The organism is Shinella zoogloeoides, assembly GCF_003574625.1.
Taxonomy (GTDB): Bacteria; Pseudomonadota; Alphaproteobacteria; order Rhizobiales; family Rhizobiaceae; genus Shinella; species Shinella zoogloeoides_A.
Genome location: NZ_QNUJ01000004.1, coordinates 395,729 through 422,315 on the forward strand (window position 1 = coordinate 395,729; position 26,587 = coordinate 422,315).

25 protein-coding genes are annotated in these 26,587 nt (G+C 65.5%); 21 read left to right on the top strand and 4 right to left on the bottom strand.

Going from position 1 to position 26,587, the window contains the following annotated elements; all coding sequences use genetic code 11:
- The first annotated feature begins 3 nt into the window (after positions 1-3).
- The 8 genes from DSD28_RS10305 (at position 4) to DSD28_RS10340 (ending at position 7,427) form a co-directional block, all read left to right on the top strand.
- A complete protein-coding gene (locus DSD28_RS10305) occupies positions 4-1,383 on the top strand; it encodes a pyruvate dehydrogenase complex E1 component subunit beta (protein ID WP_119256285.1) in 1,380 nt (459 codons plus the stop codon).
- A 15-nt stretch (positions 1,384-1,398) separates the two neighbouring features.
- Positions 1,399-2,739 (top strand): pyruvate dehydrogenase complex dihydrolipoamide acetyltransferase, encoded by a 1,341-nt coding sequence (locus DSD28_RS10310; protein ID WP_119256286.1) that lies wholly within the window; start codon positions 1,399-1,401, stop codon positions 2,737-2,739.
- A gap of 15 nt (positions 2,740-2,754) precedes the next feature.
- Positions 2,755-3,396, top strand: a complete 642-nt coding sequence (locus tag DSD28_RS10315) for an SGNH/GDSL hydrolase family protein (RefSeq protein ID WP_119256287.1) — start codon at positions 2,755-2,757, stop codon at positions 3,394-3,396.
- A 68-nt stretch (positions 3,397-3,464) separates the two neighbouring features.
- Positions 3,465-3,725 (top strand): YdcH family protein, encoded by a 261-nt coding sequence (locus DSD28_RS10320; RefSeq protein ID WP_119256405.1) that lies wholly within the window; start codon positions 3,465-3,467, stop codon positions 3,723-3,725.
- An 87-nt stretch (positions 3,726-3,812) separates the two neighbouring features.
- Complete coding sequence (gene lpdA, locus DSD28_RS10325) at positions 3,813-5,258, top strand: dihydrolipoyl dehydrogenase (protein ID WP_119256288.1); 1,446 nt, start codon at positions 3,813-3,815, stop codon at positions 5,256-5,258.
- An 88-nt stretch (positions 5,259-5,346) separates the two neighbouring features.
- On the top strand, positions 5,347-6,324 hold the full coding sequence (gene lipA / locus DSD28_RS10330; protein ID WP_119256289.1) for a lipoyl synthase: 978 nt from the start codon (positions 5,347-5,349) through the stop codon (positions 6,322-6,324).
- Positions 6,325-6,395: 71 nt separating this feature from the next.
- Positions 6,396-6,956: an AAA family ATPase gene (locus tag DSD28_RS10335; RefSeq protein ID WP_119256290.1), complete on the top strand. Its 561-nt coding sequence runs from the start codon at positions 6,396-6,398 to the stop codon at positions 6,954-6,956.
- Between the two features lie 9 nt (positions 6,957-6,965).
- The gene (locus DSD28_RS10340) at positions 6,966-7,427 is read left to right on the top strand and encodes a type II toxin-antitoxin system RatA family toxin (protein WP_119256291.1); all 462 of its coding nucleotides are present in this window, start codon (positions 6,966-6,968) and stop codon (positions 7,425-7,427) included.
- Here DSD28_RS10340 and DSD28_RS10345 read toward each other — a convergent pair.
- Together DSD28_RS10345 and DSD28_RS10350 are read right to left on the bottom strand one after the other, a co-directional pair.
- On the bottom strand, positions 7,416-7,916 hold the full coding sequence (locus tag DSD28_RS10345) for a CinA family protein (protein ID WP_119256292.1): 501 nt from the start codon (positions 7,914-7,916) through the stop codon (positions 7,416-7,418). The genes DSD28_RS10340 and DSD28_RS10345 overlap by 12 nt on opposite strands.
- On the bottom strand, positions 7,913-9,124 hold the full coding sequence (locus DSD28_RS10350) for a bifunctional 2-C-methyl-D-erythritol 4-phosphate cytidylyltransferase/2-C-methyl-D-erythritol 2,4-cyclodiphosphate synthase (RefSeq protein WP_119256293.1): 1,212 nt from the start codon (positions 9,122-9,124) through the stop codon (positions 7,913-7,915). Before DSD28_RS10350 ends, DSD28_RS10345 begins: the two co-directional genes overlap by 4 nt.
- A 144-nt stretch (positions 9,125-9,268) precedes the next feature.
- Between DSD28_RS10350 and dusB the strand changes: the two genes are divergently transcribed.
- The 9 genes from dusB to hflX all read left to right on the top strand — a co-directional run bounded on the left by dusB (position 9,269) and on the right by hflX (position 20,742).
- On the top strand, positions 9,269-10,294 hold the full coding sequence (dusB, locus tag DSD28_RS10355) for a tRNA dihydrouridine synthase DusB (protein WP_119256294.1): 1,026 nt from the start codon (positions 9,269-9,271) through the stop codon (positions 10,292-10,294).
- Complete coding sequence (locus DSD28_RS10360) at positions 10,291-11,439, top strand: two-component system sensor histidine kinase NtrB (RefSeq protein ID WP_119256295.1); 1,149 nt, start codon at positions 10,291-10,293, stop codon at positions 11,437-11,439. Before dusB ends, DSD28_RS10360 begins: the two co-directional genes overlap by 4 nt.
- The gene (gene ntrC, locus DSD28_RS10365; RefSeq protein WP_119256296.1) at positions 11,439-12,893 is read left to right on the top strand and encodes a nitrogen regulation protein NR(I); all 1,455 of its coding nucleotides are present in this window, start codon (positions 11,439-11,441) and stop codon (positions 12,891-12,893) included. Before DSD28_RS10360 ends, ntrC begins: the two co-directional genes overlap by 1 nt.
- Positions 12,894-13,094: 201 nt before the next feature.
- Complete coding sequence (locus DSD28_RS10370; RefSeq protein ID WP_119256406.1) at positions 13,095-15,365, top strand: sensor histidine kinase NtrY-like; 2,271 nt, start codon at positions 13,095-13,097, stop codon at positions 15,363-15,365.
- Positions 15,355-16,719, top strand: a complete 1,365-nt coding sequence (locus DSD28_RS10375) for a sigma-54-dependent transcriptional regulator (protein ID WP_119256297.1) — start codon at positions 15,355-15,357, stop codon at positions 16,717-16,719. The genes DSD28_RS10370 and DSD28_RS10375 overlap by 11 nt, the downstream gene beginning before the upstream one ends.
- Before the next feature lie 30 nt (positions 16,720-16,749).
- Positions 16,750-18,126, top strand: a complete 1,377-nt coding sequence (trkA, locus tag DSD28_RS10380; protein ID WP_119256298.1) for a Trk system potassium transporter TrkA — start codon at positions 16,750-16,752, stop codon at positions 18,124-18,126.
- A gap of 8 nt (positions 18,127-18,134) precedes the next feature.
- The gene (locus DSD28_RS10385) at positions 18,135-18,998 is read left to right on the top strand and encodes a D-amino-acid transaminase (protein ID WP_119256299.1); all 864 of its coding nucleotides are present in this window, start codon (positions 18,135-18,137) and stop codon (positions 18,996-18,998) included.
- Positions 18,999-19,096: 98 nt separating this feature from the next.
- Complete coding sequence (hfq, locus tag DSD28_RS10390; RefSeq protein ID WP_023514954.1) at positions 19,097-19,339, top strand: RNA chaperone Hfq; 243 nt, start codon at positions 19,097-19,099, stop codon at positions 19,337-19,339.
- A 77-nt stretch (positions 19,340-19,416) separates the two neighbouring features.
- On the top strand, positions 19,417-20,742 hold the full coding sequence (gene hflX / locus DSD28_RS10395) for a GTPase HflX (RefSeq protein ID WP_119256300.1): 1,326 nt from the start codon (positions 19,417-19,419) through the stop codon (positions 20,740-20,742).
- 182 nt (positions 20,743-20,924) lie between these two features.
- Here the strand turns inward: hflX and mazG are convergent, their stop codons facing one another.
- Both mazG and DSD28_RS10405 read right to left on the bottom strand, forming a co-directional pair.
- Positions 20,925-21,761, bottom strand: a complete 837-nt coding sequence (gene mazG / locus DSD28_RS10400; RefSeq protein ID WP_119256301.1) for a nucleoside triphosphate pyrophosphohydrolase — start codon at positions 21,759-21,761, stop codon at positions 20,925-20,927.
- An 8-nt stretch (positions 21,762-21,769) separates the two neighbouring features.
- Positions 21,770-22,357, bottom strand: a complete 588-nt coding sequence (locus tag DSD28_RS10405) for a deaminase (protein ID WP_119256302.1) — start codon at positions 22,355-22,357, stop codon at positions 21,770-21,772.
- Between the two features lie 197 nt (positions 22,358-22,554).
- On the opposite strand from DSD28_RS10405, the gene cysG reads away from it, so the two are divergent.
- From cysG to DSD28_RS10425, 4 genes are read left to right on the top strand one after another with little or no spacing between them, the layout of a single operon-like run.
- On the top strand, positions 22,555-23,994 hold the full coding sequence (gene cysG, locus DSD28_RS10410; RefSeq protein ID WP_119256303.1) for a siroheme synthase CysG: 1,440 nt from the start codon (positions 22,555-22,557) through the stop codon (positions 23,992-23,994).
- A 1-nt stretch (position 23,995) separates the two neighbouring features.
- Complete coding sequence (locus DSD28_RS10415) at positions 23,996-24,304, top strand: DUF2849 domain-containing protein (protein WP_119256304.1); 309 nt, start codon at positions 23,996-23,998, stop codon at positions 24,302-24,304.
- Positions 24,305-24,313: 9 nt separating this feature from the next.
- Positions 24,314-25,987, top strand: coding sequence for a nitrite/sulfite reductase (locus DSD28_RS10420; protein ID WP_119256305.1), 1,674 nt, complete (start codon positions 24,314-24,316; stop codon positions 25,985-25,987).
- 11 nt (positions 25,988-25,998) lie between these two features.
- Positions 25,999-26,499 carry a DUF934 domain-containing protein gene (locus tag DSD28_RS10425; RefSeq protein ID WP_119256306.1) on the top strand — a complete coding sequence of 167 codons (501 nt, stop codon included), beginning with the start codon at positions 25,999-26,001 and terminating at the stop codon, positions 26,497-26,499.
- Positions 26,500-26,587 lie beyond the last annotated feature (88 nt).

A 26,587-nucleotide genomic window follows, 5' to 3' on the forward strand; every position in this document is an offset into this window, starting at 1 on the left:
CCTATGCCAATCGAAATTCTCATGCCCGCCCTGTCTCCGACGATGGAAGAGGGCACGCTGTCCAAGTGGGTCAAGAACGAGGGCGACACCGTCAAGTCCGGTGACGTCATTGCCGAGATCGAAACCGACAAGGCCACGATGGAAGTCGAGGCCGTCGACGAGGGCGTTATCGGCAAGATCCTGATCGCCGCCGGCACCGAGGGCGTCAAGGTCAACACGGCCATCGCCGTGCTGCTGCAGGACGGCGAAAGCGCCGATGCCGTCGCCGCGCCGAAGGCTGCCGCCGCCGAAAAGCCGGCCGAAGCCGCCGCACCTGCGCCTGCTCCTGCTGCCGCAGCGCCGGTTCCGGCCGCGCCGAAGGGCGAGATCGCCGCCGATCCGGATATCCCGGCCGGCACCGAAATGGTGATGACGACGGTGCGTGAAGCGCTGCGCGACGCCATGGCGGAAGAAATGCGCCGCGACGAGGACGTCTTCGTCATGGGCGAGGAAGTCGCCGAATACCAGGGCGCCTACAAGATCACGCAGGGCCTGCTCCAGGAATTCGGCGCCCGCCGCGTCATCGATACGCCGATCACCGAGCATGGCTTTGCCGGCGTCGGCGTCGGCGCGGCCATGACGGGCCTCAAGCCCGTCGTCGAGTTCATGACCTTCAACTTCGCCATGCAGGCGATCGACCAGATCATCAACTCCGCGGCCAAGACGCTCTACATGTCAGGCGGCCAGATGGGTGCGCCGATGGTCTTCCGCGGCCCGAACGGTGCGGCAGCCCGCGTCGCCGCCCAGCATTCGCAGTGCTACGCGGCCTGGTACAGCCACATCCCTGGCCTCAAGGTCGTCATGCCCTACACGGCAGCCGACGCCAAGGGCCTGCTCAAGGCCGCCATCCGCGATCCGAACCCGGTCATCTTCCTTGAGAACGAAATCCTCTACGGCCAGAGCTTCGAAGTGCCGAAGATGGACGATTTCGTCCTGCCGATCGGCAAGGCCCGCGTCCACAAGAAGGGCAACGACGTCACCGTCGTCTCCTTCGGCATCGGCATGACCTATGCGCTGAAGGCGATTGCCGAGCTTGAGAAGGACGGCATCGACGTCGAGCTGATCGACCTTCGCACCATCCGCCCGATGGACCTGCCGACCGTCATCGAATCGGTCAAGAAGACCGGCCGCCTCGTCACCGTGGAAGAGGGCTATCCGCAGTCTTCCGTCGGCACCGAGATCGCGACCCGCGTCATGCAGCAGGCCTTCGACTATCTCGACGCGCCGATCCTGACGATCGCCGGCAAGGACGTCCCGATGCCCTATGCCGCAAACCTCGAGAAGCTGGCGCTGCCGAACGTCGATGAAGTCGTCCAGGCGGTGAAGGCCGTCTGCTACAAGTAAGGGGAGGGCTGGGATATGCCGATCAACATCACGATGCCGGCCCTTTCGCCCACCATGGAAGAGGGCAATCTCGCCAAGTGGCTCGTCAAGGAAGGCGACACCGTGAAATCCGGTGACATCATCGCCGAGATCGAGACCGACAAGGCGACGATGGAAGTCGAAGCCGTCGACGAGGGCACGGTCGCCAAGATCGTCGTGCCGGCCGGCACGGAAGGCGTGAAGGTCAACAGCCTGATCGCCATCCTCGCCGCCGACGGCGAGGACGTGGCGGCCGCAGCCAGCGGCGGCGGCTCCGCCCCGAAGACCGAGGCCAAGGCCGAGGCGCCGAAGGAAGCGGAAAAGCCGGCTGCTGCTGCTCCTGCCGCTGCCGCCTCGGTGTCCAAGCCCGCATCGGCTGGCGACAATGGCGAACGCGTCGGCAACGGCTTGTTCTCCTCGCCGCTTGCTCGTCGTATCGCCAAGGATGCCGGCATCGACATCAAGGCGATCACCGGCTCCGGCCCGCATGGCCGGGTGGTCAAGAGCGACGTCGAGAAGGCCGTCGCTTCCGGTGGCGCAAAGCCTGCTGCCGCAGCAGCCCCGGCCGCTTCCGCGGCCCCTGCCGCCGCGCCGAAGGGCATGTCCGAGGATGCCGTGCTCAAGCTCTTCGAGCCGGGCTCCTACGAGCTCGTGCCGCATGACGGCATGCGCAAGACCATCGCCAAGCGCCTGCAGGAATCCAAGCAGACGATCCCGCACTTCTACGTGTCGGTCGACGTGGAACTCGACGCGCTGCTCGCGCTGCGCGCCCAGCTCAACGACAGCGCCCCGCGCAAGGAAGACAAGCCGGCCTACAAGCTCTCGGTCAACGACATGGTGATCAAGGCCATGGCGCTCGCGCTGCGCGACGTGCCGGACGCCAACGTCTCCTGGACCGATACGAACATGGTCAAGCACAAGCATGCGGATGTCGGCGTCGCCGTCTCCATTCCGGGCGGCCTGATCACCCCGATCATCCGCAGCGCCGAGCTGAAGACGCTGTCCGCCATCTCCAACGAGATGAAGGACCTCGGCAAGCGCGCCAAGGAACGCAAGCTGAAGCCCGAGGAATACCAGGGCGGCACCACGGCGGTCTCCAACATGGGCATGATGGGCGTGAAGAACTTCGCCGCCGTCGTCAACCCGCCGCATGCGACGATCCTGGCGGTCGGCGCGGGCGAGGAGCGGGTCGTGGTCAAGAAGGGCGAAATGGTGATCGTCAATGCGATGACCGTCACGCTCTCCACCGACCACCGTTGCGTCGACGGCGCGCTCGGGGCCGAGCTCCTCGGCGCCTTCAAGCGCTATATCGAGAACCCGATGGGGATGCTCGTCTGATAGCGGGGTGCGGCCATGAAGACGGTTCTCTGCTATGGCGATAGCCTGACCTGGGGTTACAACGCGGAAGCGCTCGACCGGCATCCCTTCGAGGATCGCTGGCCGAGCGTGCTCGCCAAGGCCCTGGGGCCCGAGGTCACCGTGATCGCGGAAGGTCTTAACGGCCGCACCACCGCCTATGACGACCATATGGCGGACTGCGACCGCAACGGCGCGCGCATCCTGCCGACCATCCTGCATAGCCACGATCCGATCGACCTGGTCATCATCCTGCTCGGCACCAACGACATGAAGCCGGCCGTCTGCGGAACGGCGTTCGGTGCGGTGCAGGGCGTGGAGCGGCTGGTGTCGCTGGTGCGCCATCATGCCTGGTCGTTCAATGCGGAGGAGAGCCCGGAAGTACTGATCGTCTCGCCGCCGCCGCTTTGCGAGACAGCGAACACCGCTTTTGCCGCGATGTTCGCCGGTGGCGTGGAGCAATCGGCCATGCTGGCGACGCTCTATTCGGACCTTGCGGACGAGATCGGCTGCGGCTTCTTCGACGCGGGTTCCGTGGCCGGGACGACGCCGCTCGACGGCGTGCATCTCGATGCGAAGAACACGCGGGCGATCGGCAAGGGCCTCGAGCCGATCGTGCGAATGATGCTCGGGCTTTGACCGGGATCAAGGAGTGAAGGCGCGGGAGAGCTAGGCTGTCACCATCAACCCCGGTTAAGGAGATGGACATGCCGAACACCCCGCACCAACTGGCAGAGGAGTTTCCGGAGCACGTTGCCGCGATCCGCCATCTTCGCGAGACCGACGGCCACTTCCACCGGATCTGCGAGGAATACCAGACGGTGAATCTCGCCATTCACCGTGCCGAGACTGACATCGAGCCGGTCGACGACTTCCACATGGCCGACATGCGGAAGGTGCGGATGCGGCTCAAGGACGAAATCTACGGGATGCTCATCCGGCCGGAAAAGGTCGAGGACATTCCCTGAGGAACGGGCTTCCCGCTCCTCGTCATGCTGCGCCGGGGCGACCCTCCGGCCGCGGCGCATGCGAACAACAGAGGAGTGGAAGCGCTCATGTCGAATGCCTACGACGTCATCGTTATCGGTTCGGGTCCGGGCGGCTACATCGCCGCGATCCGCGCCGCGCAATTGGGCCTGAAGACGGCCATCGTGGAGCGCGAGCACCTCGCCGGCATCTGCTCCAACTGGGGCTGCATCCCGACCAAGGCGCTGCTGCGCTCGGCCGAGATCTTCCATTACGCCCAGCATCCGGGCGATTACGGCGTGAAGATCGAAGGTTCGGTGACGCCGGACCTCAAGGCCATCGTCGCCCGCTCGCGCGGCATTGCCCAGCGCATGAACGGCGGCGTCGGCTTCCTGATGAAGAAGAACAAGGTCGATGTCATCTGGGGCGAGGCCAAGCTGACGAAGCCCGGCGAGATCGTCGTTTCCAAGACGACCAAGGCGATCCAGCAGCCGCAGGCGCCGGTTCCGAAGAACGTCCTTCCCGAAGGCACCTACACCGCCAAGCACATCGTCATCGCCACCGGCGCCCGCCCGCGCGCCCTGCCGGGCATCGAGCCGGACGGCAAGCTCATCTGGACCTATTTCGAGGCGATGAAGCCGGAGGAAATGCCGAAGTCGCTGCTCGTCATGGGCTCGGGCGCCATCGGCATCGAATTCGCTTCCTTCTACCGCACGCTCGGCGTCGATGTGACGGTGGTCGAAGTGATGAAGAGCGTCATGCCGGTCGAGGACGTCGAAATCTCGGCGCTCGCCAAGAAGCAATTCGAGAAGCAGGGCATGAAGATCCATCTGGAGGCCAAGGTCGCCAAGGTGGAGAAGGGCGCCAACTCCATCACCGCCCATGTCGAGATGAAGGACGGCAAGGTCGAGAAGATCACCGCCGACCGCATGATCTCGGCCGTCGGCGTGCAGGCCAATATCGAGAATATCGGCCTCGAGGCGATCGGCGTGAAGACCGACCGCGGCTTCATCGCCATCGACGGCTACGGCAAGACCAACGTTCCCGGCATCTACGCCATCGGTGACGTTGCCGGCCCGCCGATGCTCGCCCACAAGGCCGAGCACGAGGCTGTCATCTGCATCGAGAAGATCGCCGGCCTGCCGAACGTCCATCCGATGGATAAGTCCAAGATCCCGGGCTGCACCTATTGCCATCCGCAGGTCGCCTCCGTCGGCCTCACGGAAGCCAAGGCCAAGGAGCAGGGCCGCGATATCCGTGTCGGCCGCTTCACCTTTGCCGGCAACGGCAAGGCCGTGGCGCTCGGCGAGGACCATGGCATGGTCAAGACGATCTTCGACAAGAAGACCGGCGAGCTTCTCGGCGCGCATATGGTCGGCGCGGAAGTGACGGAAATGATCCAGGGCTTCGTCGTCGCCATGAACCTCGAGACGACCGAAGAAGAGCTGATGCACACGATCTTCCCGCATCCGACGATCTCGGAAACGATGAAGGAAAGCGTGCTCGACGCCTATGGACGTGCACTGAACGCTTGAACGTGCTAAAGCCCGCCTCCACATGAGGCGGGCTTTCGAATTTCGGTCCGCAAGACGGGCGCAGAAGCCCGCTAGGAAGTGGATAGACATGGTCACCATTCTCGACCGCACCAATCCTGATCCGAACGCCCCGCGCGTTCGCCACCCGGAAAAGGCCCATCGGCCGGATACCGAGGTGCTGCGCAAGCCGGAATGGATCCGCGTCAAGGCGCCGGTCTCCAAGGGCTATCAGGAAACGCGCGATCTCGTGCGCTCGCACAAGCTGGTAACGGTCTGCGAGGAAGCGGGCTGCCCGAATATCGGCGAGTGCTGGGACAAGAAGCACGCGACCTTCATGATCATGGGCGAGATTTGTACCCGCGCCTGCGCCTTCTGCAACGTGGCGACGGGCAAGCCCAATGCACTCGACATGGCGGAGCCGGAAAACGTCGCCAAGGCCGTCAAGCAGATGGGCCTGTCGCATGTCGTTATCACCTCCGTCGACCGCGACGATCTGGAAGACGGCGGCGCCGAGCATTTCGAGAAGGTGATCTGGGCGATCCGCGCGGCGTCTCCCGCAACGACCATCGAGATCCTGACGCCGGACTTCCTCAAGAAGCCGGGTGCGCTGGAGCGCGTCGTCGCCGCAAAGCCCGACGTCTTCAACCACAACATGGAGACCGTTCCGGGCAATTACCTGACGGTTCGCCCCGGCGCGCGCTACTTCCACTCCGTCCGCCTGTTGCAGCGCGTCAAGGAACTGGACCCGACCATGTTCACCAAGTCGGGCATCATGGTGGGCCTTGGCGAGGAGCGCAACGAAGTGCTCCAGCTCATGGATGACCTGCGCACCGCCGATGTCGACTTCCTGACCATTGGCCAATATCTCCAGCCGACGCGCAAGCACCACAAGGTGGAAAAGTTCGTCACGCCGGAAGAGTTCAAGTCCTACGAGACCGTCGCCTATACCAAGGGCTTCCTGATGGTCTCCTCCAGCCCGCTGACGCGCTCCTCGCACCATGCCGGCGACGACTTCGCCCGCCTGCGCGCCGCGCGCGAGAAAAAACTTCTCGCCGCCGCGGAATAGACTTTTCCGCCGGCCTCCTTTAAGCCCCGCCGTCCTGCCTGACGGCGGGGTTTTTCATTTCGGAGGCGGCGATGACGATCACGATCGAGGAAGCGGCGGAGCGGTTGAAGACCGCGGAGCGCGTGCTGGTGATCGGCTGTTCGGGCAGCGGCAAGAGCACGCTGGCGCTGAGGCTCGCCGGCCGGCTCGGCCTGCCTTACGTCTCGATGGACCGCGAGATCTTCTGGCTGCCGGGCTGGCAGACGCGGCCGCGTGCCGAGGCGCTGGCGCGTCTTCAGGGGATCGTCGCAGGCGAGCGCTGGATCATCGACGGCACCAGCCCCGGCACCCTGCCGCTGCGCCTGCCGCGCACTCATCTCGTGCTCTGGCTTCGTCCGCCGCGCTACATGTCGCTTTACGGCGTGATTTCGCGCTGGCTGCGCTATCGCGGGCGCTCGCGGCCGGAAATGGCCGACGATTGCCCGGAGAAGATCGACCGTGAATTCCTTGCCTATGTCTGGAATTTCGAGAAGACGGAAAGCCCCGAGATCGAGGAGAATCTTGCGGCATTTGGACCCGAAGTGCCGGTTTGCGTGTTGAAATCGCGGCGCGAGAACAACCGGCTACTTGCAAGACTTGCCGCGGTTCATTAGCTCTCGGCCATGCCCCAGTTCGAAACCCGCAGACCCGTTCCCCATACGCCCGAGCAGATGTACGACCTCGTCGCCGATGTCGAGCGCTACCCGGAATTCCTGCCCCTCTGCGAGGGGCTGGCGGTGCGTTCGCGCAAGGAGCGGGACGGCAGGGAGCTGCTGATCGCCGATATGACGGTCGGCTACAAGGCGATCCGCGAGACCTTCACGACGCAGGTGCTGCTGAACCGGGCCGAGCGGGCCATCGACGTGAAATATATCGACGGACCGTTCCGCTATCTCGACAACCGCTGGCGCTTCGAGCCGACGCCGGACGGCGGCTGTTCGGTGCATTTCTTCATCGACTACGAGTTCAAGAGCCGCATCCTCGGCGCGTTGATGGGCTCGATGTTCGACCGCGCCTTCCGCATGTTCACCGACGCCTTCGAGAAGCGCGCAGCGGCGATCTATGGCGATCCGTCAATCGGCTGACAATTCGACCAGCATTTCAAGGGCCGTGCGGATCGTCGCGAGCCGCACGGCGCTGCGGCCGATATCGCCGTAACGCATTTCCCGATGCAGCGTTTCGCGGCCCTTGCGCGCGGCGGCGAGATGGACGAGGCCGACCGGCTTTTCGTCCGAACCGCCGCCGGGGCCGGCAATGCCGGTGACTGCGACCGAGATGTCCGCGTTCGAATGCCGAATGGCGCCTTCCGCCATCTCCAGCGCCGTGGGACGCGAGACGGCGCCATGCGCTTTCAGTGTTTCGGCCGAAACGCCGATCATCTGCTGCTTCGCCGCGTTGGAATAGGTGATGAAGCCGCGGTCGAAGGCGTTGGACGAGCCGGCGATCTCGGTGATCACGCCGGCAATGAGGCCCGCCGTGCAGGATTCGGCAGTCGCGATCATCAGCCCGCGCGCGGAAAAATCGGTGACGATGCGCCGCGCGGTCTCCTCGATGTCCTCCGGCCAGATGCTCATGCCTCGCTCCCCCTGTAAACGACGGTGGCCGTGGCGATGGCGGCGATGCCCTCGCGCCGTCCGACGAAGCCGATCTTCTCGTTCGTCGTCGCCTTCACCGAGCAGCGATCCTGCGAAATGCCAAGGAATTCCGCAAGGTTCCGCCGCATCGCCTCGCGGTGCGGGCCGACCTTCGGCGCTTCGGCGATCAGCGAAACGTCGGCATTCATGATCGTGCCGCCGTTGGCGCGCACGATGGCCGCCGCATGTTCGAGAAAGATGCGCGAGGCGGCGCCCTTCCATTGCGGATCGGACGGCGGGAAATGGTCGCCGATATCGCCGGCGCCGCAGGTGGCGAGCAGGGCGTCGGTCAGGGCGTGCAGGGCGACGTCCGCGTCGGAATGGCCGGAAAGCCTTTGGTCGTGCGGGATGAAGAGGCCGCAGAGCGTTACGCCGTCGCCTTCGACGAGCTGGTGCACGTCATAGCCGTTGCCGGTGCGCACATCCGGTAGCCCGTGGGAAAGGCGCTGGTCGGCCATGGCGATATCCTTCCGTAGCGTGAGCTTGACGTTGCCGGCGCTGCCTTCGACGAGATGCACGCGCACCCCGGCCCATTCGGCGATCGAGGCGTCGTCGGTGAAATCCGTGCGGCCGGAGGCGCTTGCGCGGCGATGGGCTTCCAGGATGGTCTGGAAATGGAAGGACTGTGGCGTCTGCGCCGAGAAAAGGCCGGAGCGGGAAACGGTCTCGGCGACATTGCCGTTGGCATCCGCGCGCTTCAGCGTGTCTGCGACCGCGACGGCGGGCAGAACGGCGCGCGCGCCGTGATGGAAGGCGGTGAGCGTGCGCTCCAGGATAGCCGGCTCGACGAAGGGGCGCACGGCATCCTGGATCAGCACATGGCTGATCTCGTCTGCGGCCAGCGCTTCGAGGCCGGCAAGCACGGACTGCTGGCGTGTCTGGCCGCCATGGACGACCGTCAGGCGGTCGCCGGCGGGCAGGGCGGCGGCGCGCGCGGTTTCGAACAGTGCCTCGTCATCGGGATGAATCACGACGACGATACGCTTGGCATGCGGCCAATTGACAAAGAGATCGAGCGTATGGGAGATGACCGGCCTTCCGCCGATGCGGCGGTATTGCTTGGGGCCTTCGGCATGGCTGCCCGCCCGCTCGCCGCGCCCGGCGGCAACGATCACAACACCGCAGGATAGCGCATTTTCCGCCAGCATCTCGGTTCCACACCTCCGTTTCAAAGCGTTCGGGGTGGTTTAGCCGGAAGGATGCGGCAATGCCAGCGCCGCGCGGAAAATTGCGCCGAGGCGTGATTGCGGCTTGGCAAGAACGAGAACAGTGGCTAAAAATAGTGCAAAGACATGACCTGCTTGAAAGATAAGCAATTGGCGATCCCCCAACTTTCCGCACCGCTGGCGATCGGTCCGCAGACCCTGCGCAACCGTGTGGTGCTGGCGCCGATGTCCGGCGTCACGGACCTGCCGTTCCGCGATCTCGCCTGGCGTTTTGGCGCGGGGCTGGTGGTTACGGAGATGGTGGCGAGCCGCGAGCTGGCGCTGAACGCGCGGGAAAGCTGGTCGCGTATCCGCAATTGCGGCATCCGCCCGCATATGGTGCAGCTCGCCGGGCGCGAGGCGCACTGGATGGCGGAGGCGGCGCGCATCGCGGAAGGCGAGGGCGCCGACATTATCGACATCAATATGGGTTGCCCGGCCAAGAAGGTGATTGGCGGCTATTCCGGCTCCGCGCTGATGCGCGATCCCGACCATGCGCTCGGCCTGATCGAGGCGACCGTCGACGCCGTGAAGGTGCCGGTGACGGTGAAGATGCGGCTCGGCTGGGACCATGATTCGCTGAACGCCCCGCATATCGCGGCCCGCGCCGAGGCGGTGGGCGCGGCGATGATCACCGTGCACGGGCGCACGCGCATGCAGTTCTACGAGGGCAGGGCCGACTGGGATGCGATCCGCGCGGTGCGCGATGTCCTCTCCATTCCGCTCATCGCCAATGGCGATGTCGACACGGCCGAGGACGCGCTGGAAATCCTCCGCCGCTCCGGGGCGGATGCCGTGATGGTCGGCCGCTCCGCGCAGGGCCGGCCCTGGCATCCGGCGGTGCTGGCGGGGGCATGCGGGCACCCCTCCGCGGAGGAGGTTTCGACGCTCGCGGTCGAGCACTACCGCATGATGCTCGATTTCTACGGCGTTGAGGCGGGCCTGCGCCATGCGCGAAAACATGTCGGCTGGTATCTGGAGCGATTTGCGCCCGGCCTTCCCGGCGCGGCGAAGGCCGAGATCATGACGGCGCGCGACAGCGATCTCGTCGCCGGACGGCTGGCCGACGCCCTGCTTTCGGCCGGGGCAGCGAAGCTCGGAGAGGCCGCATGACCGGCAAGCCGGCAGATCCCAATGCGGCACGCGCGCCGGAGCTTGCGCTCGCCGTGCTCAACGCCATCCAGAACCCGGTGATCCTCGTCGATGCAGGCGGGCTGATCGCCTTCGCCAACTGGGAGGCCGAATCCTTCTTCGGGGCGAGCGCGAGCCATCTCGCGCGCCACGACATCTCGGCCTTCATCCCCTTCGGCAGTCCGCTCCTGACGTTGATCGACCAGGTGCGCGAGCGCAAGGCGCCGGTCAGCGAATACCGGGTGGACCTCAGCTCCCCGCGTCTCGGCGCGGAAAAGCTCGTCGATATCTACGTGGCGCCGGTCACCACCGATCCGGGCTCCGTGGTCGTGGTGATCCAGGAGCGCTCGATGGCGGACAAGATCGACCGCCAGCTCACCCACCGCGCCGCCGCCCGCTCGGTGACGGGCCTTGCCTCGATGCTGGCGCACGAGATCAAGAATCCGCTTTCGGGCATCCGCGGCGCGGCGCAGCTTCTGGAAACCTCCGTCATCGACGAGGACCGGGCGCTGACGCGGCTCATCTGCGACGAGACGGACCGCATCGTCTCGCTGGTCGACCGCATGGAGGTCTTCTCCGACGAGCGCCCGGTGGACCGTATGCCCGTCAACATCCATTCCGTGCTCGACCATGTGAAGGCCGTCGCGAAGGCCGGCTTTGCGCGCAATATCAAGATCAGCGAGCTTTACGACCCCTCGCTGCCGCCGGTCTATGCCAATCGCGACCAGCTCGTGCAGGTGTTCCTCAACCTCATCAAGAACGCCTCGGAAGCCATCGGCGACCGGCCGGACGGGGAGATACTGCTCACCACCGCCTACCGGCCGGGCATCCGACTTTCGGTCGCCGGTACTCGGGAGAAGATCTCGCTGCCGCTGGAGTTCTGCGTGCACGACAACGGGCCGGGCGTTCCGACCGACCTGCTGCCGCATCTCTTCGATCCCTTCATCACCACCAAGACCAACGGTTCCGGCCTTGGCCTGGCGCTGGTCGCCAAGATCATCGGCGGCCATGGCGGCATCGTCGAATGCGACAGCCAGGGCGCCCGGACCACCTTCCGCGTGCTGATGCCGGCCTCCCGCGGCGTCAGTGAAGACGACGACTATCCCAAGACCAAAGGACATGATTGATGACAGGCGCCACAGTCCTCGTTGCCGATGACGATGCCGCGATCCGCACCGTGCTCAACCAGGCCCTGAGCCGTGCGGGTTATGACGTGAGGATCACCTCCAATGCAGCGACCCTGTGGCGCTGGATCGCCGCGGGCGAGGGCGACATCGTCGTGACCGACGTCGTCATGCCGGACGAGAACGCCTTCGACCTGCTGCCGCGCATCAAGAAGGCGCGGCCCGACCTGCCGGTGCTCGTCATGAGCGCGCAGAACACCTTCATGACGGCGATCAAGGCCTCGGAGAAGGGCGCCTACGACTACCTGCCGAAACCCTTCGACCTCACCGAACTGATCGCCATCATCGGCCGCGCGCTCTCCGAGCCGAAGCGCAAGCCCGCCCGCCTCGACGACGACGCGCAGGACGGCATGCCGCTCGTCGGCCGTTCGGCGGCCATGCAGGAAATCTACCGCGTGCTCGCCCGCCTGATGCAGACGGACCTGACGCTGATGATCACCGGCGAATCGGGCACCGGCAAGGAACTCGTCGCCCGCGCGCTGCACGACTACGGCAAACGCCGCAACGGTCCCTTCGTCGCCATCAACATGGCGGCGATCCCGCGCGATCTCATCGAATCGGAACTCTTCGGCCACGAGAAGGGCGCCTTCACCGGCGCGCAGACCCGCTCCACCGGCCGTTTCGAGCAGGCCGAGGGCGGCACGCTCTTCCTCGACGAGATCGGCGACATGCCGATGGACGCGCAGACCCGGCTTCTGCGCGTGCTCCAGCAGGGCGAATACACCACCGTCGGCGGCCGCACGCCGATCCGCACCGATGTCCGCATCGTCGCCGCGACCAACAAGGACCTGAAGCAGTCGATCAACCAGGGCCTCTTCCGCGAAGACCTCTATTACCGCCTCAACGTCGTGCCGCTGCGCCTGCCGCCGCTGCGCGACCGGGCGGAGGACATTCCCGATCTCGTGCGCCATTTCGTGCAGCAGGCGGAGAAGGAGGGGCTGGATGCCAAGCGCTTCGACCAGGAGGCGCTGGAGCTGATGAAGGCGCATCCCTGGCCGGGCAACGTGCGCGAACTGGAAAACGTCGTGCGCCGGCTGACCGCGCTCTATCCGCAGGATATCATCACCCGCGAGATCATCGAGGCGGAGCTGCGCGCCGACATTCCCGACAGCCCCATCGAAAAGGCGGTGCCGCGCAGCGGGTCGCTGTCGATCTCGCAGGCCGTGGAAGAGAACATGCGGCAGTATTTCGCAAGTTTCGGCGACAGCCTGCCGCCATCGGGCCTCTATGAGCGCGTGCTGGCCGAGATGGAATATCCGCTGATTCTTGCCGCGCTCACCGCCACCCGTGGCAACCAGATCAAGGCTGCCGACCTCCTCGGCCTCAACCGCAACACGCTGCGCAAGAAAATTCGCGAACTGGGTGTATCTGTGTATAGAAGTTCCCGTTCCGCTTGACTTGCCGGCAGGGGGCGTTGCATTTTGGCCACAATCTGTTGCTTGAGGGTAACAGAGGGGTTTGCGGCCGAATAGGCCCGCATGCCCGGCCGTCGGAACCATGGGCGCGTGGCACCCGGTTCCACGCGGCCGGCGCCATCCCGGAAAACAAGATAGAACGCCGGTGCCCCAAAAGAGCACGGCCGGGGAGCGATGCGGCAGATGACGGAAGGCGTGAGCCTGCTTTCGGAAGGACAGGAAAACGGGGCGATCGCCGACCGGCGCGCCTCCTTCGCCTTGCCGGGCCTTCTCCTGGCCGGCGGCGCGCTCGTCGCCGCGACGATCTCGCTGTTCATCCTGCTTGGCCTGACGCCGATCAAGCCGGAAGCCAACGTCGTCATCGCCTCGGCGTCGGTCAACGCGCTCTTCGTCGTCGGCCTGATGTTCCTGATCGGCCGCGAGATCCTGCGGCTGCTGCGCGCCCGCAGCCGCGGCCGCGCCGCCGCGCGGCTTCACGTGCGCATCGTCGCGCTGTTCTCGATCGTGGCGATCACGCCCGCCGTGCTCGTCGCCATCTTCGCGTCCATCACGCTCGATGTCGGGCTCGACCGGTGGTTTTCCATCCGCACCCAGTCGATCGTCAGCTCGTCGCTGAACGTGGCGCAAGCCTATGTGCTGGAAAATGCCAGCTATCTGCAAGGCCAGACGGTCTCCATGGCCAACGACCTCGACCGCAACCGCCAACTCTACAGCCTCGACCGCACCGGCTTCATCGAGCTGATGACGCGGCAGGCGCGCGGGCGCGGGATGCTCGGCGCCTTCCTGATGCGCGCCGACGGATCGACCATCCTGCAGGCCAATATCCAGACCGAAAATCCCTTGCCGCCGATCCCCGAGGACGCGCTGAGAGCCTCCGCTGCAGGCCAGCCGACGCTCATCCCGCCGGGCGCGACGAACCTCGTCGGCGCGATCATCAAGCTGGAAAACATACCGGATGCCTTCCTCTACACGATCCGCACGGTCGATCCCGAGGTGATGCGCTCGATGCGGCTGATGGAGGAGAACACCGCCGAGTACCGCGCACTCGAGGCCGGGCGCACGACGCTGCAGATCGCCTTCGGTGTGCTCTATATCGGCTTCGCGCTGATCGTCCTTCTCGCCGCCATCTGGACCGCCATCGCGGTGGCCGACCGTATCGTGCGGCCGATCCGCCAGCTGATCGGCGCGGCCGACAGCGTCGCCTCCGGCAATCTCGACGTCAGCGTGCCGGTGCGCGTCGCCGATGGCGATGTCGGCAATCTCTCGCGCACCTTCAACAAGATGATCGCCGAGATTCGTGCCCAGCAGGACCAGATCCTCGACGCGAAGGACGAGGTCGACCATCGCCGGCGCTTCATCGAGGCGGTGCTGTCGGGCGTGACGGCCGCCGTCATCGGCGTCGAGGGCGACGGCCGCGTGACCATCGCCAATCTTTCCGCGGAAATCCTGCTCGGCCGGCAGGTGAACGACCTGATCGGCCAGCCGCTTGCCGAGGTGGCGCCGGAGATCGCCGCCGTGCTGGCGGAAGGATCGCACCGCCACCGCAACGATTACCGCCGGCAGGTCAACATCATGCATGGCGGCAAGGAGCGGACGCTGAACGTGCAGGTGACGCGCGAAGAGGCCAAGGACGCGCAGGAATCCTACGTCGTCACCATCGACGACATTACGGACCTCGTCATCGCCCAGCGCTCGACCGCCTGGGCGGATGTCGCGCGCCGCATCGCCCACGAGATCAAGAACCCGCTGACGCCCATCCAGCTTTCCGCCGAACGCATCCGCCGCCGCTACGGCAAGCAGATCGACCAGGAGGATCGCGCGGTCTTCGACCAGTGTACGGATACTATCGTCCGGCAGGTCGAGGACATCGGCCGCATGGTGGACGAATTCTCCGCCTTCGCGCGCATGCCGAAGCCGACGAAGGAACGTTCCGACCTGCGCGGCATCCTCAAGGATGCGGTGTTCCTGCGCGAGATGGGCAACAACCACGTCGCCTTCCACAAGGACCTCGGCGAGGTGCCGCTGACCGGATTGTTCGATGCGCGCATGCTCGGCCAGGCTTTCGGCAATCTCATCAAGAATGCGGTGGAGGCCATCGAGGCGCTGTCGCCGGATGCCTCGCGCGACGAGCGCAAGATCCTCGTGCGCGCCCGGCCGGACGATGCGGGCCGCCGCTTCGTCGTCGACGTCGTCGACAACGGCAAGGGCCTTCCGACCGAGAACCGGCACCGCATTCTCGAACCCTACATGACGATGCGCGAGAAGGGCACGGGCCTCGGCCTCGCAATCGTCAAGAAGATCATCGAAGACCATGGCGGGCAGCTCGAGCTGCACGATGCGCCTGCGGACTTCGACCACGGCCACGGGGCCATGATCCGCGTGATCCTGCCCTACGAGGAAACGGTGGCCGCCGATGCGGATAATAAGAGCAAGGAAATGAGCCATGGCGTCTGATATTCTCGTAGTGGACGACGAAGAGGACATCCGCGAGATCGTCTCCGGCATTCTTTCGGACGAGGGGCACGAGACGCGTACCGCTTTCGACAGCGACAGCGCGCTTGCCGCCATCAGCGACCGCGTGCCACGCCTTGTCTTCCTCGACATCTGGATGCAGGGCAGCAAGCTCGACGGCCTCGCGCTGCTCGACGAGATCAAGAGCCGTCATCCGGACCTGCCGGTGGTGATGATCTCCGGTCACGGCAATATCGAGACGGCCGTTTCGGCGATCCGCCGCGGCGCCTACGATTTCATCGAGAAGCCCTTCAAGGCAGACCGGCTGATCCTGATCGCCGAGCGGGCGCTGGAGAATTCCAAGCTGCGCCGCGAGGTGACGGAACTGAAGAAGCGCTCCGGCGATCCGGCCGAGCTGATCGGCACCTCTGTCGCCGTCTCGCAGCTTCGCCAGAATATCGAGAAGGTTTCCCCGACCAACAGCCGCATCATGATCCTTGGCCCCTCCGGCTCCGGCAAGGAGCTGGTGGCGCGCATGATCCACCGCAAGTCGAGCCGTGCGAACGGCCCGTTCGTCGTATTGAACGCGGCGGCCATCACGCCGGAACGCATGGAGATCGCGCTGTTCGGCACGGAGGGCACGCCCGGCCAGCCGCGCCGCACCGGCGCGCTGGAGGAGGCCCATGGCGGCATCCTCTATCTCGACGAAATCGGCGAGATGCCGCGTGAGACGCAGAACAAGATCCTGCGCGTGCTCGTCGACCAGCAATTCGAGCGCGTCGGCGGCTCCAAGCGGGTCAAGGTGGATGTGCGCATCATCTCCTCCACGGCCTACAATCTCGAAAGCCTGATCGCCGAGGGCGGCTTCCGGGAAGACCTCTACCATCGCCTCGCGGTGGTGCCGGTGCGCGTGCCGCCGCTTGCCGAGCGGCGTGAGGACATTCCCTTCCTCGTCGACATGTTCATGCGCCAGGTCAGCGAGCAGGCCGGCATCCGCGCGCGCAAGATCGGCGACGACGCGCTGGCCGTGCTCCAGGCGCACGACTGGCCGGGCAATATCCGCCAGCTCCGCAACAATATCGAGCGCCTGATGATCCTCGCCCGCAGCGACGGTCCCGATACGCCGATCACCGCCGACATGCTGCCGACGGAAGTGGGCGACATGCTGCCGAAGATATCGACCCAGGGCGACCAGCACATCATGACGCTGCCGTTGCGCGAGGCGCGCGAAATGTTCGAGCGGGACTATCTCATCGCCCAGATCAACCGTTTCGGCGGCAACATCTCCCGCACAGCCGAATTCGTCGGCATGGAACGCTCCGCGCTCCATCGCAAACTGAAGTCGCTTGGCGTATAAGGCCCTCGGGGATTTGAGGGATTCGACGTCATGAAGGTCATCATCTGCGGCGCCGGACGCGTCGGCTACGGTATCGCAGAACGGTTGTCCGAAGAGGGTAACGACGTCTCGGTGATCGACAATCAGCCCTCGCTGATAGCGGCCATCACCGAGACGCTCGACGTCAGCGGCGTCGTCGGCCACGGCGCGCATCCCGAGGTGCTGGCAAAGGCCGGCGCCGACCAGGCGGACATGATCATCGCCGTCACGCTGTTCGACGAGATCAACATGGTCGCCTGCCAGGTGGCGCATTCGCTCTTCAACGTGCCGACCAAGATCGCCCGCATCCGCTCGCAGAACTATCTCGCGCCGGAATATTCCGATCTCTTCTCGCGCGAGAACATGCCCATCGACGTCACCATCTCGCCGGAGGTGGAGGTGGGCAAGATGGTGCTGCGGCGCATCTCCTTCCCCGGCGCGACGGATGTCGTTCGCTTTGCCGATGATCGCATCGTCATGGTGGCGATCGAGTGCATGGAGGATTGTCCGGTCGTCGAGACGCCGCTGAAGCAATTGAGCGAGCTCTTCCCGGACCTCAACGCCACCGTCACCGGCATCTATTCCAACGGCAGGCTCTTCGTTCCCAATTCCTCCGACCAGCTCCATTCCGGCGATCTCGCCTATGTCGTCTGCGACAAGGGCCATGTGCGGCGCACGCTCGCGCTCTTCGGCCACGAGGAGCAGGAGGCGGCCCGCATCGTCATCGCGGGCGGCGGCAATATCGGCTATTTCGTCGCCAAGGCCATCGAGGACTACCAGCCGAAGACGCGGCTCAAGATCATCGAGAGCGACCGCGAGCGTGCCGTGGCGGTTGCCGACAAGCTGCGCAATGCCGTCGTGCTGCATGGCTCCGCGCTCGACCAGCGGATGCTGCTGCAAGCCGATATCCAGGATGCGGACCTGATCGTCGCGCTCACCAACAACGACCAGATCAACATTCTCGGCAGCGTCATGGCCAAGCGCCTCGGCTGCAAGCAGAACCTCGTGCTGATCAACGATCCGGCCTATGAGGATTTCACCAAGACCCTCGGCATCGACGCGCATATCAATCCGCGCGCCGTCACGATCTCCGGTATCCTGCAACATGTCCGCAAGGGTCGCATCCGCGCGGTCTACGCGGTGCAGAAGGGCTCGGCCGAGGTGATCGAGGCCGAGGCGCTGGAGACGTCGCCGCTCGTCGGCCGCCCGCTGCGCGAGATCGAGCTGCCGCCGGGCATCCGCATCGGCGCGGTCTATCGCGACCAGACGGTGATCCGGCCGGATGGCAACACCAAGATCAAAGCGAAGGACCGGGTCGTGCTCTTCGCCGCGGCGGCGGCCGTGCGCCATGTCGAGCAGCTCTTCCGCGTCAGCATCCAGTATTTCTAGGATTTCCCATGCCCCGTTTCGCCTATGTCAACGGCCGCTACGTTCGCCATGCCGATGCCGCCGTGCATATCGACGACCGCGGCTTCCTCTTCGCCGATGCGGTCTACGAGGTCTGCCAGATCCGGCACGGCTTCATCGTGGACCTGACGCGCCATCTCGACCGGCTCGACCGCTCGCTGGGCGAAATCCTCATCCGCCCGCCGATGCCCCGCGCCGCGCTGGTCGGAATCATGAAGGAAGTGCTTCGCCGCAACCGCGTGACCGACGGCATGGTCTATCTCCAGGTGACGCGCGGCACGGCCCGCCGTGACCATGTCTTTCCGTCGCCGGAGGTGCGGGCCTCGCTCGTCGTCACCGCGAAAGCCCTGAGCGCAGCGGCAGGCGCCGAGAAATATGCGGCCGGCATCAAGGCGGTGACCGTTCCGGACAATCGCTGGGAGCGGGTGGACATCAAGACGGTCGGCCTGCTGCCGAACGTGCTTGCCCGCCAGCAGGCGAAGGAGGCGGGCGCGCAGGAAGCGATCTTCGTCGATGCCGAGGGCAATGTGACGGAGGGCGGCGCGACGAACCTGTGGATCGTCGACAAGGCGGGCCGGCTCGTGACGCGCCCGGCCGACCGCGCGATCCTGCGCGGCATCACCCGCACGACGCTGATCGACGTCGCCGCAAAGCTCGGCATTGCGGTGGAGGAGCGGCGCTTTTCCGTCGCGGAAATGCTGGAAGCGCGGGAAGTCTTCGTCACCGGCGCGACGACGATCTGCCTGCCGGTCGTCTCCATCGACGGCCACGCCATCGCCAATGGCCATCCCGGCCTGACCGCGCAGAAACTTCGGGACGCTTTTTTCGCCGTTGCGGAGAAGACCGCGATTTGATACCAAACCCGACGGTCCGGGAGTTTCTTCCGGGCCTGGGGACATTTATTTTCAGTCAATCCGGTCTTGAGGGCCGGCAATCAGAAAGAAGCGGCGCCATGGCGGAACGTTCTCAGAACCTTCAGGATCTCTTCCTTAATACCGTTCGCAAGCAAAAGATTTCCCTGACGATCTTCCTCATCAACGGGGTCAAGCTGACCGGGGTTGTCACCTCCTTCGACAACTTCTGTGTGCTGCTTCGTCGCGACGGCCACTCGCAGCTCGTCTACAAGCACGCGATCTCCACCATCATGCCCGGCCAGCCGCTGCAGATGTTCGAGACCGAGGAAAGCGGCTCCTGACAGGACCCAAGAACATTAGCAAATCCGATACAAGCAAGGACTCCATCGTCCCGGAAGCCGAAAAGCACCGGGACGACATGCGTGCCGTCGTCATCGTGCCGGTGCTGAAGGCCGCGCGGGCCAAGCCCGATCCGGCAGCCCCCGCGCCGCGGTCCGACGAGGCGCGTCTGGAAGAGGCGATCGGCCTTGCCCGCGCCATCGACCTTACCGTCGCCTTCTCGGCCATCGTGCCCGTCAGCCAGCCGAAGCCCGGCACGCTGCTCGGCAGCGGCAAGATCGAGGAGATCAAGGCGGCGCTCGACGAGCACGATGCCGGCCTCGTCATCGTCGACCATCCCCTGACGCCCGTGCAGCAGCGCAATCTCGAGAAGGAATGGAACGCCAAGGTCATCGACCGAACCGGCCTCATTCTCGAAATCTTCGGCCGCCGGGCCTCCACCAAGGAAGGCACGCTTCAGGTCGAGCTCGCCCATCTCAACTACCAGCGCGGTCGTCTCGTGCGGAGCTGGACCCACCTCGAGCGCCAGCGCGGCGGCGCGGGCTTCATGGGCGGCCCGGGCGAAACGCAGATCGAGGCCGACCGCCGCCTCTTGCAGGACAAGATCGTCAAGCTGGAGCGCGAGCTGGAGCAGGTGCGCCGCACCCGCCAGCTTCACCGCTCCAAGCGCAAGAAGGTGCCGCATCCCATCGTCGCGCTCGTCGGCTATACCAATGCCGGCAAGTCGACGCTGTTCAACCGCATCACCGGGGCAGGGGTGCTGGCCGAGGACATGCTCTTCGCCACGCTCGACCCGACCCTGCGCCGCATGAAGCTGCCGCAGGGCCGTACCGTCATCCTCTCCGATACGGTGGGCTTCATCTCCGACCTGCCGACCCACCTCGTCGCCGCCTTCCGCGCGACGCTGGAAGAGGTGCTGGAGGCGGACCTGATCCTGCATGTGCGCGACATGTCCGACCCGGACAACGGCGCGCAGTCGTCCGACGTGCTGCGCATTCTCGCCGATCTCGGCATCGACGAGAAGGACGGCGCGGAACGCATCCTCGAAGTCTGGAACAAGATCGACCGGCTGGAGCCGGAGGCGCGCGAGGCGCTGGTGCAGAAGGCGGGAAGCCAGCCCAACGTCATCGCCGTATCGGCGATTTCCGGCGAGGGCGTCGACAGGCTGCTGGCAGAGATCAACCAGCGCCTTTCCGGCGTGCTGGTCGATCGGGACGTCGTCGTGCCCGTGATGCAGTTGCAGCTTCTGCCGTGGATCTACGACCATTCCATCGTCGATGCCCGCGAGGACCTCGAGGACGGCAATGTGCGGCTGGAACTGCGGCTGACGGAAACAGAAGCCGCGGAGCTCGACCGCCGGCTTGGTATCGGCGGCAAGCCGGTGCGGGAAGATTGGGAGCGCTGAGAACAACGTCTCGGCCCCTCATCCCGCTGCCGCGACCTTCTTCCCGCAAGCGGGGAGAAGGGAGATGTGGAGAGGTCCCGTTCTCTTGTTGGCGCCGATAGTTCGGGAAACCGGACCGGCATAGGCCTTCGCCCCGCTTGCGGGGAGAAGGTGCCGGCAGGCGGATGAGGGGCGGCCCCGGCCTACTTCGCCAACTGCCGCTCGATCCCCTTCGCCGCCTGCCACAGCTCTTCCATCCGCTCCAGCGTCGCCTCTTCGAGGCTTTCCCCATTGGCCGCAAGGCTGTCCTCGATATGCGAGAACCGGTTGCGGAACTTGGTGTTGGTGCCACGCAGCGCCATTTCCGGGTCGGCGCCGACATGGCGGCCGATATTGACCAGGGCGAAGATCAGGTCGCCGAGCTCGTCGGCAACGGCTTTCTTGTCGTCGTCGCGAAGGGCCTCGCGCAATTCGCCGATCTCCTCCTCGATCTTGTCGAGGATCGGCGCGGGCTTCGACCAGTCGAAGCCGACCTTCGCCGCGCGCTCCTGGAGCTTCAGCGCCTCGACGAGCGCCGGGAACGAGCGCTGCACCGAGCCGAGATGGCCGCGCAGCGGATCCTCCGGCAGGCCACGCTTGGCGCGGCGCTCCTTGCGCTCGCGCTTCTCCGTCTGCTTGATCTCGTCCCATTGCAGCTTCACCGCTTCGGGCGTGTCGGCATCCGAGCGGGCGAAGACATGCGGATGGCGGCGGATCATCTTGCGGGTCACGGCCTCGACCACGCTGCCGAAATCGAATTCGCCGCGCTCCTCGGCCATACGCGCATGGAAAACCACCTGCAGGAGGAGGTCGCCCAGCTCCTCGCAGAGGTCGTCCATGTCGTTCCGCTCGATGGCGTCGGCGACCTCGTAGGCTTCCTCGATCGTGTAGGGCTTGATCGTCTCGAAGGTCTGGACGACGTCCCAGGGGCAGCCGGTCTCGGGCTGGCGCAGGGCGGCCATGATTTCGATCAGGCGGTCGATGTCGCGGCTCGGCTGCATGGCGGCCCTCAGTTCAGCGGAATGGTGTTGCCGGCCTTGCCGGACTGGTAGCACTCGGAAAGCGCGTCATAGGCGGCGCGGATCTCGGCGTCCTGCCTCTTGAGATCGGCTTTTGCCGCTTCGTCGGAGGTGGCGATGAGATCGGCGATGGCGGCGGAATGCCAGAAGGCGTTGGTTTTCGCATAGCCGCCGGGATCGAGCCGGAAGACCTCCTTGAGGATGCGCAGGTCATGCGGGATCGCGAAGCTGTCGCGCGAATCCTCGTGGCTGAAGAAATAGTAGAAATTGTCGAAGCCGGCCCAGGTGATGGCCGAAAGGCACATGGAGCAGGGCTCGTGCGTCGAGAGGAAGACGTAGTCCTTCGTGTCCGGCTTTTCGACGCGCTCGTAAAGGCGCTTCAGCGTGTGCACTTCGCCGTGCCAGAGCGGATTTTCCGTCTCGTTGTTCGTTTCGGCGATGACCAGCGAGAGATCGGATTTGCGCAGGACCGCCGCGCCGAACACCTTGTTGCCGGCGCGAACGCCCTCGTGCGTCAGCGGCAGGATGTCGAATTCTATGACGTCGAGGAGGCGCTTTACGAGCGTAGCCTGATCCATGATGGGAATCCCGATTGGCTTTTCCCGGCATCCTTAGCGGTCGCGAGCGCGGGCAGGCAAGGGCGGCCGGTGACTTATGCTCAAAATGCGAGGCCTATGAGCAAAACAATACGCCCCTCCAAGGCCATTGGAATTTCTGTTTCTTTTGTTGCTGGCCGATTTTCGCGATATTGCGCACACTTCAACCGGACCCGACCATGACCGAAGCACAGGCCAAGCTCTCGACATTCCCGGCGTTCTTCCGCATCAGCGGCAGGACGGTCGTCGTCGTGGGCGAGGGCGACGAGGCTTTCGCCAAGACCCGCCTGCTTTTCAACACGGATGCCCGGATCGTCGTTCTGGCCGAGGCGCCGGAGGCCGATTTCGCCCGCTTCATCGCCGAGAAGGGCCTCGACCTCGTCCACGCGCCCTTCTCGAAGGACGCCATCGCGGATGCGACGCTCGTCTTCGCCGCGACCGGCGATGCGGGTGCCGACCGCGCCATCGCCACGGCCGCCCGCGAACTGCGCATCCCGGTCAATGCCGTGGACCAGCCCGACTATTGCGATTTCTTCACGCCGGCGCTCGTCAACCGCGCGCCCGTCGCCGTCGCCATCGGCACGGAGGGCGCGGGCCCGGTCCTCGCGCAGATGATCCGCGCGCAGGTCGACCAGATCCTTTCGCCCTCGCTCGGCCGCCTTGCCAGCCTTGCCAACAGCTACCGCGAGGCCGTCGACCGTGTGTTGCCGCGCGGCGTCACCCGCCGCGTCTTCTGGCGCCGCTTCTTCCAGGGCGCCGTCGCCGATGCCGTCGACAATGGCGATATCGAGCTCGCCCGCCGCTCCGCAAACGCGCTGCTGAATTCGCAGGACAGGGCCGCCGGCCATGTCTGGCTCGTCGGCGCCGGTCCGGGCGCGGAAGACCTGCTGACGCTGCGCGCCCAGCGCGTGATGATGAATGCCGATGTCATCGTCTTCGATGCGCTCGTGCCGCAGGCCATCGTCGACATGGGCCGTCGCGATGCCGAGCGGCTGTCCGTCGGCAAGCGCAAGGGCTGCCATTCCAAGTCGCAGGACGAGATCAACGACCTCCTGGTCGAGCTCGGCAAGGCGGGCAAGCGCGTCGTGCGCCTGAAGTCCGGCGATCCGCTCGTCTATGGCCGTGCCGGCGAGGAAATGGCCGCGCTCCGCCAGGCCGGCGTCACTTACGAGGTCGTGCCGGGCATCACCTCGGCCTTCGCGGCCGCCGCCGATTTCGAGCTGCCGCTGACGCTGCGCGGCGTTGCCTCCTCACTCGTCTTCACCACCGGCCACGACCTGACGGGCGCCGTGCTGCCCGACTGGGCGCGGCTTGCCATTTCCGGCGCCACCGTCGCCGTCTATATGGGCCGCACGGTCGCCGCTTCCGTCGCCGCGCGGCTGATGGATGCCGGCCTTCCGGCCGACACGACCGTCGCCGTCGTGGAGAATGCCAGCCGCCGCGAGAAGCGGCTGCTGCACGGCACGCTCAAGGACCTTCCGGGCCTCGAGCATCGCGACGAGCTTTCCGGCCCGGTCATGGTGATCATCGGCGAAGCCGTCGCCGGCGCCAATTTCGAACATTCCGAACCGCTCGCCGCCCGCGATCCGGTTCGCGCCACAGCAGCATTGGGAGCATGACATGGCCGACAAGGTTCTGACAGCCAATCGCCTTTCCGACGGCATCTCCGTCTGGCTCGACGCCGCCGGCACCTGGAACGAACACCTCCAGGCCGCCTTCGTCGCGCGCCACAAGGAGGCCGTCGAGGCGCTGGAAGCCAACGGCAAGCAGGCCTTCGCCGACAACAAGGTGGTCGACGTGAACGTGGTCGACGTCGAGGAGGTCGACGGCGTGCTGCGTCCGCTGCGCATGCGCGAGCGCATTCGTGCGCAGGGCCCGACCATCGCCTATGCCGCCGGCTATGTCGGCCTCGCCGCCACGGCCGCCTGAGGATATTGCATGTACCGTTACGACGAATTCGATCACGCCTTTGTCTCCGGCCGCGTGGAACAGTTCCGCGATCAGGTCGCACGCCGCCTTTCCGGCGAGCTGGCCGAGGATGCGTTCAAGCCGCTGCGCCTGATGAACGGCGTCTATCTCCAGCTTCACGCCTACATGCTGCGCGTCGCCATTCCCTACGGCACGCTGAATTCGCGCCAGATGCGCATGCTGGCCCATATCGCCCGCAAATATGACCGCGGCTACGGCCATTTCACCACGCGCCAGAACATCCAGTACAACTGGCCGAAGCTTTCCGAGCTACCCGATGCGCTGGCCGAGCTCGCGACGGTCGAGATGCATGCGCTCCAGACCTCCGGCAACTGCATCCGCAACGTCACGGCCGATCATTTCGCAGGCGCCGCGGCCGACGAGGTCGCCGATCCGCGGCCCTATGCGGAGATCCTGCGCCAGTGGTCCTCCGTCCACCCGGAATTCTCCTTCCTGCCGCGCAAGTTCAAGATCGCCGTCACCGGCGCCGAGCGCGACCGTGCCGCCATCCAGGTGCATGACATCGGCCTGCACCTGAAGAAGAACGAGAAGGGCGAGATCGGCTTTGCCGTCTATGTCGGCGGCGGGCAGGGCCGCACGCCGCTGGTTGCCAAGAAGATCCGCGACTTCCTGCCGGAAGAGGACCTTCTGTCCTATACGACCGCGATCATGCGCGTTTACAACCTCCACGGCCGCCGCGACAACAAGTACAAGGCGCGCATCAAGATCCTCGTGCATGAGACGGGCGCGGAAGAACTGGCACGGCAGGTGGAAGTCGAGTTCGCCGAGCTCAAGGACAGCGAGCTGAAGCTGCCCGAGCAGGACGTTGCCGCCATCTCCGCCTATTTCGCGCCGCCGGAGCTCGCGCCCCGCGCCGAAGGTTGGGCAAGCCTTGCCCAATGGAAGAAGGCCGACCCGGACTTCGCCCGTTGGGTGCACCAGAACGTGCAGCCGCACAAGCATCCCGACTACGGCATGGTGACGATCTCGCTGAAGCCCATCGGCGGCATTCCGGGCGATGCGACCGATGCGCAGATGGAGGCCGTCGCCGACATCGCCGCGGAATATGCCTTCGACGAGATCCGCGTCAGCCACGAGCAGAACCTCATCCTGCCGCATGTCGCGCTGGCCGATCTCGAAGCCGTCTATCGCGGCCTCGTCGCGGCCGGTCTCGCAACGGCCAATGCGGGCCTCATCACCGATATCATCGCCTGTCCGGGGCTGGACTACTGCGCGCTGGCCAATGCCCGCTCGATCCCGGTCGCGCAGGAGATTTCCACCCGCTTCGGCGCGCCGGAGCGGCAGGCCGAGATCGGCGAGCTGAAGATCAAGATCTCCGGCTGCATCAATGCCTGCGGCCACCACCATGTCGGCCATATCGGCCTTCTGGGCGTGGAAAAGAAGGGCGAGGAGCTCTACCAGATCACGCTCGGCGGCTCGGGTGACGAGAACACGTCGATCGGCGAGATCATCGGCCGCGGCTTCGAGCCGGAGAAGGTGACGGATGCCATCGAGGTGATCGTCAATACCTATCTCGGCCTTCGCCTCGATCCGTCTGAAATCTTCCTCGACGCCTACCGCCGCGTCGGACCGCAGCCTTTCAAGGATGCGCTCTACGGCGGCAAGACGGCCGAAGCGGCCTGAGGAGGACGGTCATGACGAAAATCTGGAACGAAGCCGGTTTCCTGGCGGACGATCCCTGGATCGTCGAAACGGAGGAGACCAAGGCCGGCTCGAACGAGAAGGCGATCCTCGGCCTCGACGCCTTCCTCGCGAAGGTCGCGGAGAGCGACGAGAAGGACCTCGGCGTGCTGATCAATCCGGCCGACGACGTGCGCAGGCTGGAAGGGCATCAGGGCCGGCTGGCGCTGGTCGCGGTCGCGTTCCCGGCCTTCAGCGACGGGCGCGCCTTCAGCCATGCCTCGCTGCTGCGCTCGCGGCTCGGCTTCACGGGCGAGGTGAGGGCGGTCGGCGACGTGCTGATCGACCAGATCCCGCTGATGCTTCGCTGCGGCATCGACAGCTTTGCCGTCAGCAACGCGACGGCGCTGAAGCGGCTTGCGGAAAACCGCCTGCCGGGCATCGACAACCATTACCAGCCGGCCGCGCGCGCCTCGCAGGACGTCGGTTCCTACAGCTGGCGCCGCCGGGCCTGACATCGGGGCCGGCGAATGGCCGTAATCGTGGTATAGTCTTGAGCAAGATCAAGGACAACGGCCGCGTGCCGCGCGAAAAGAGGCAGGC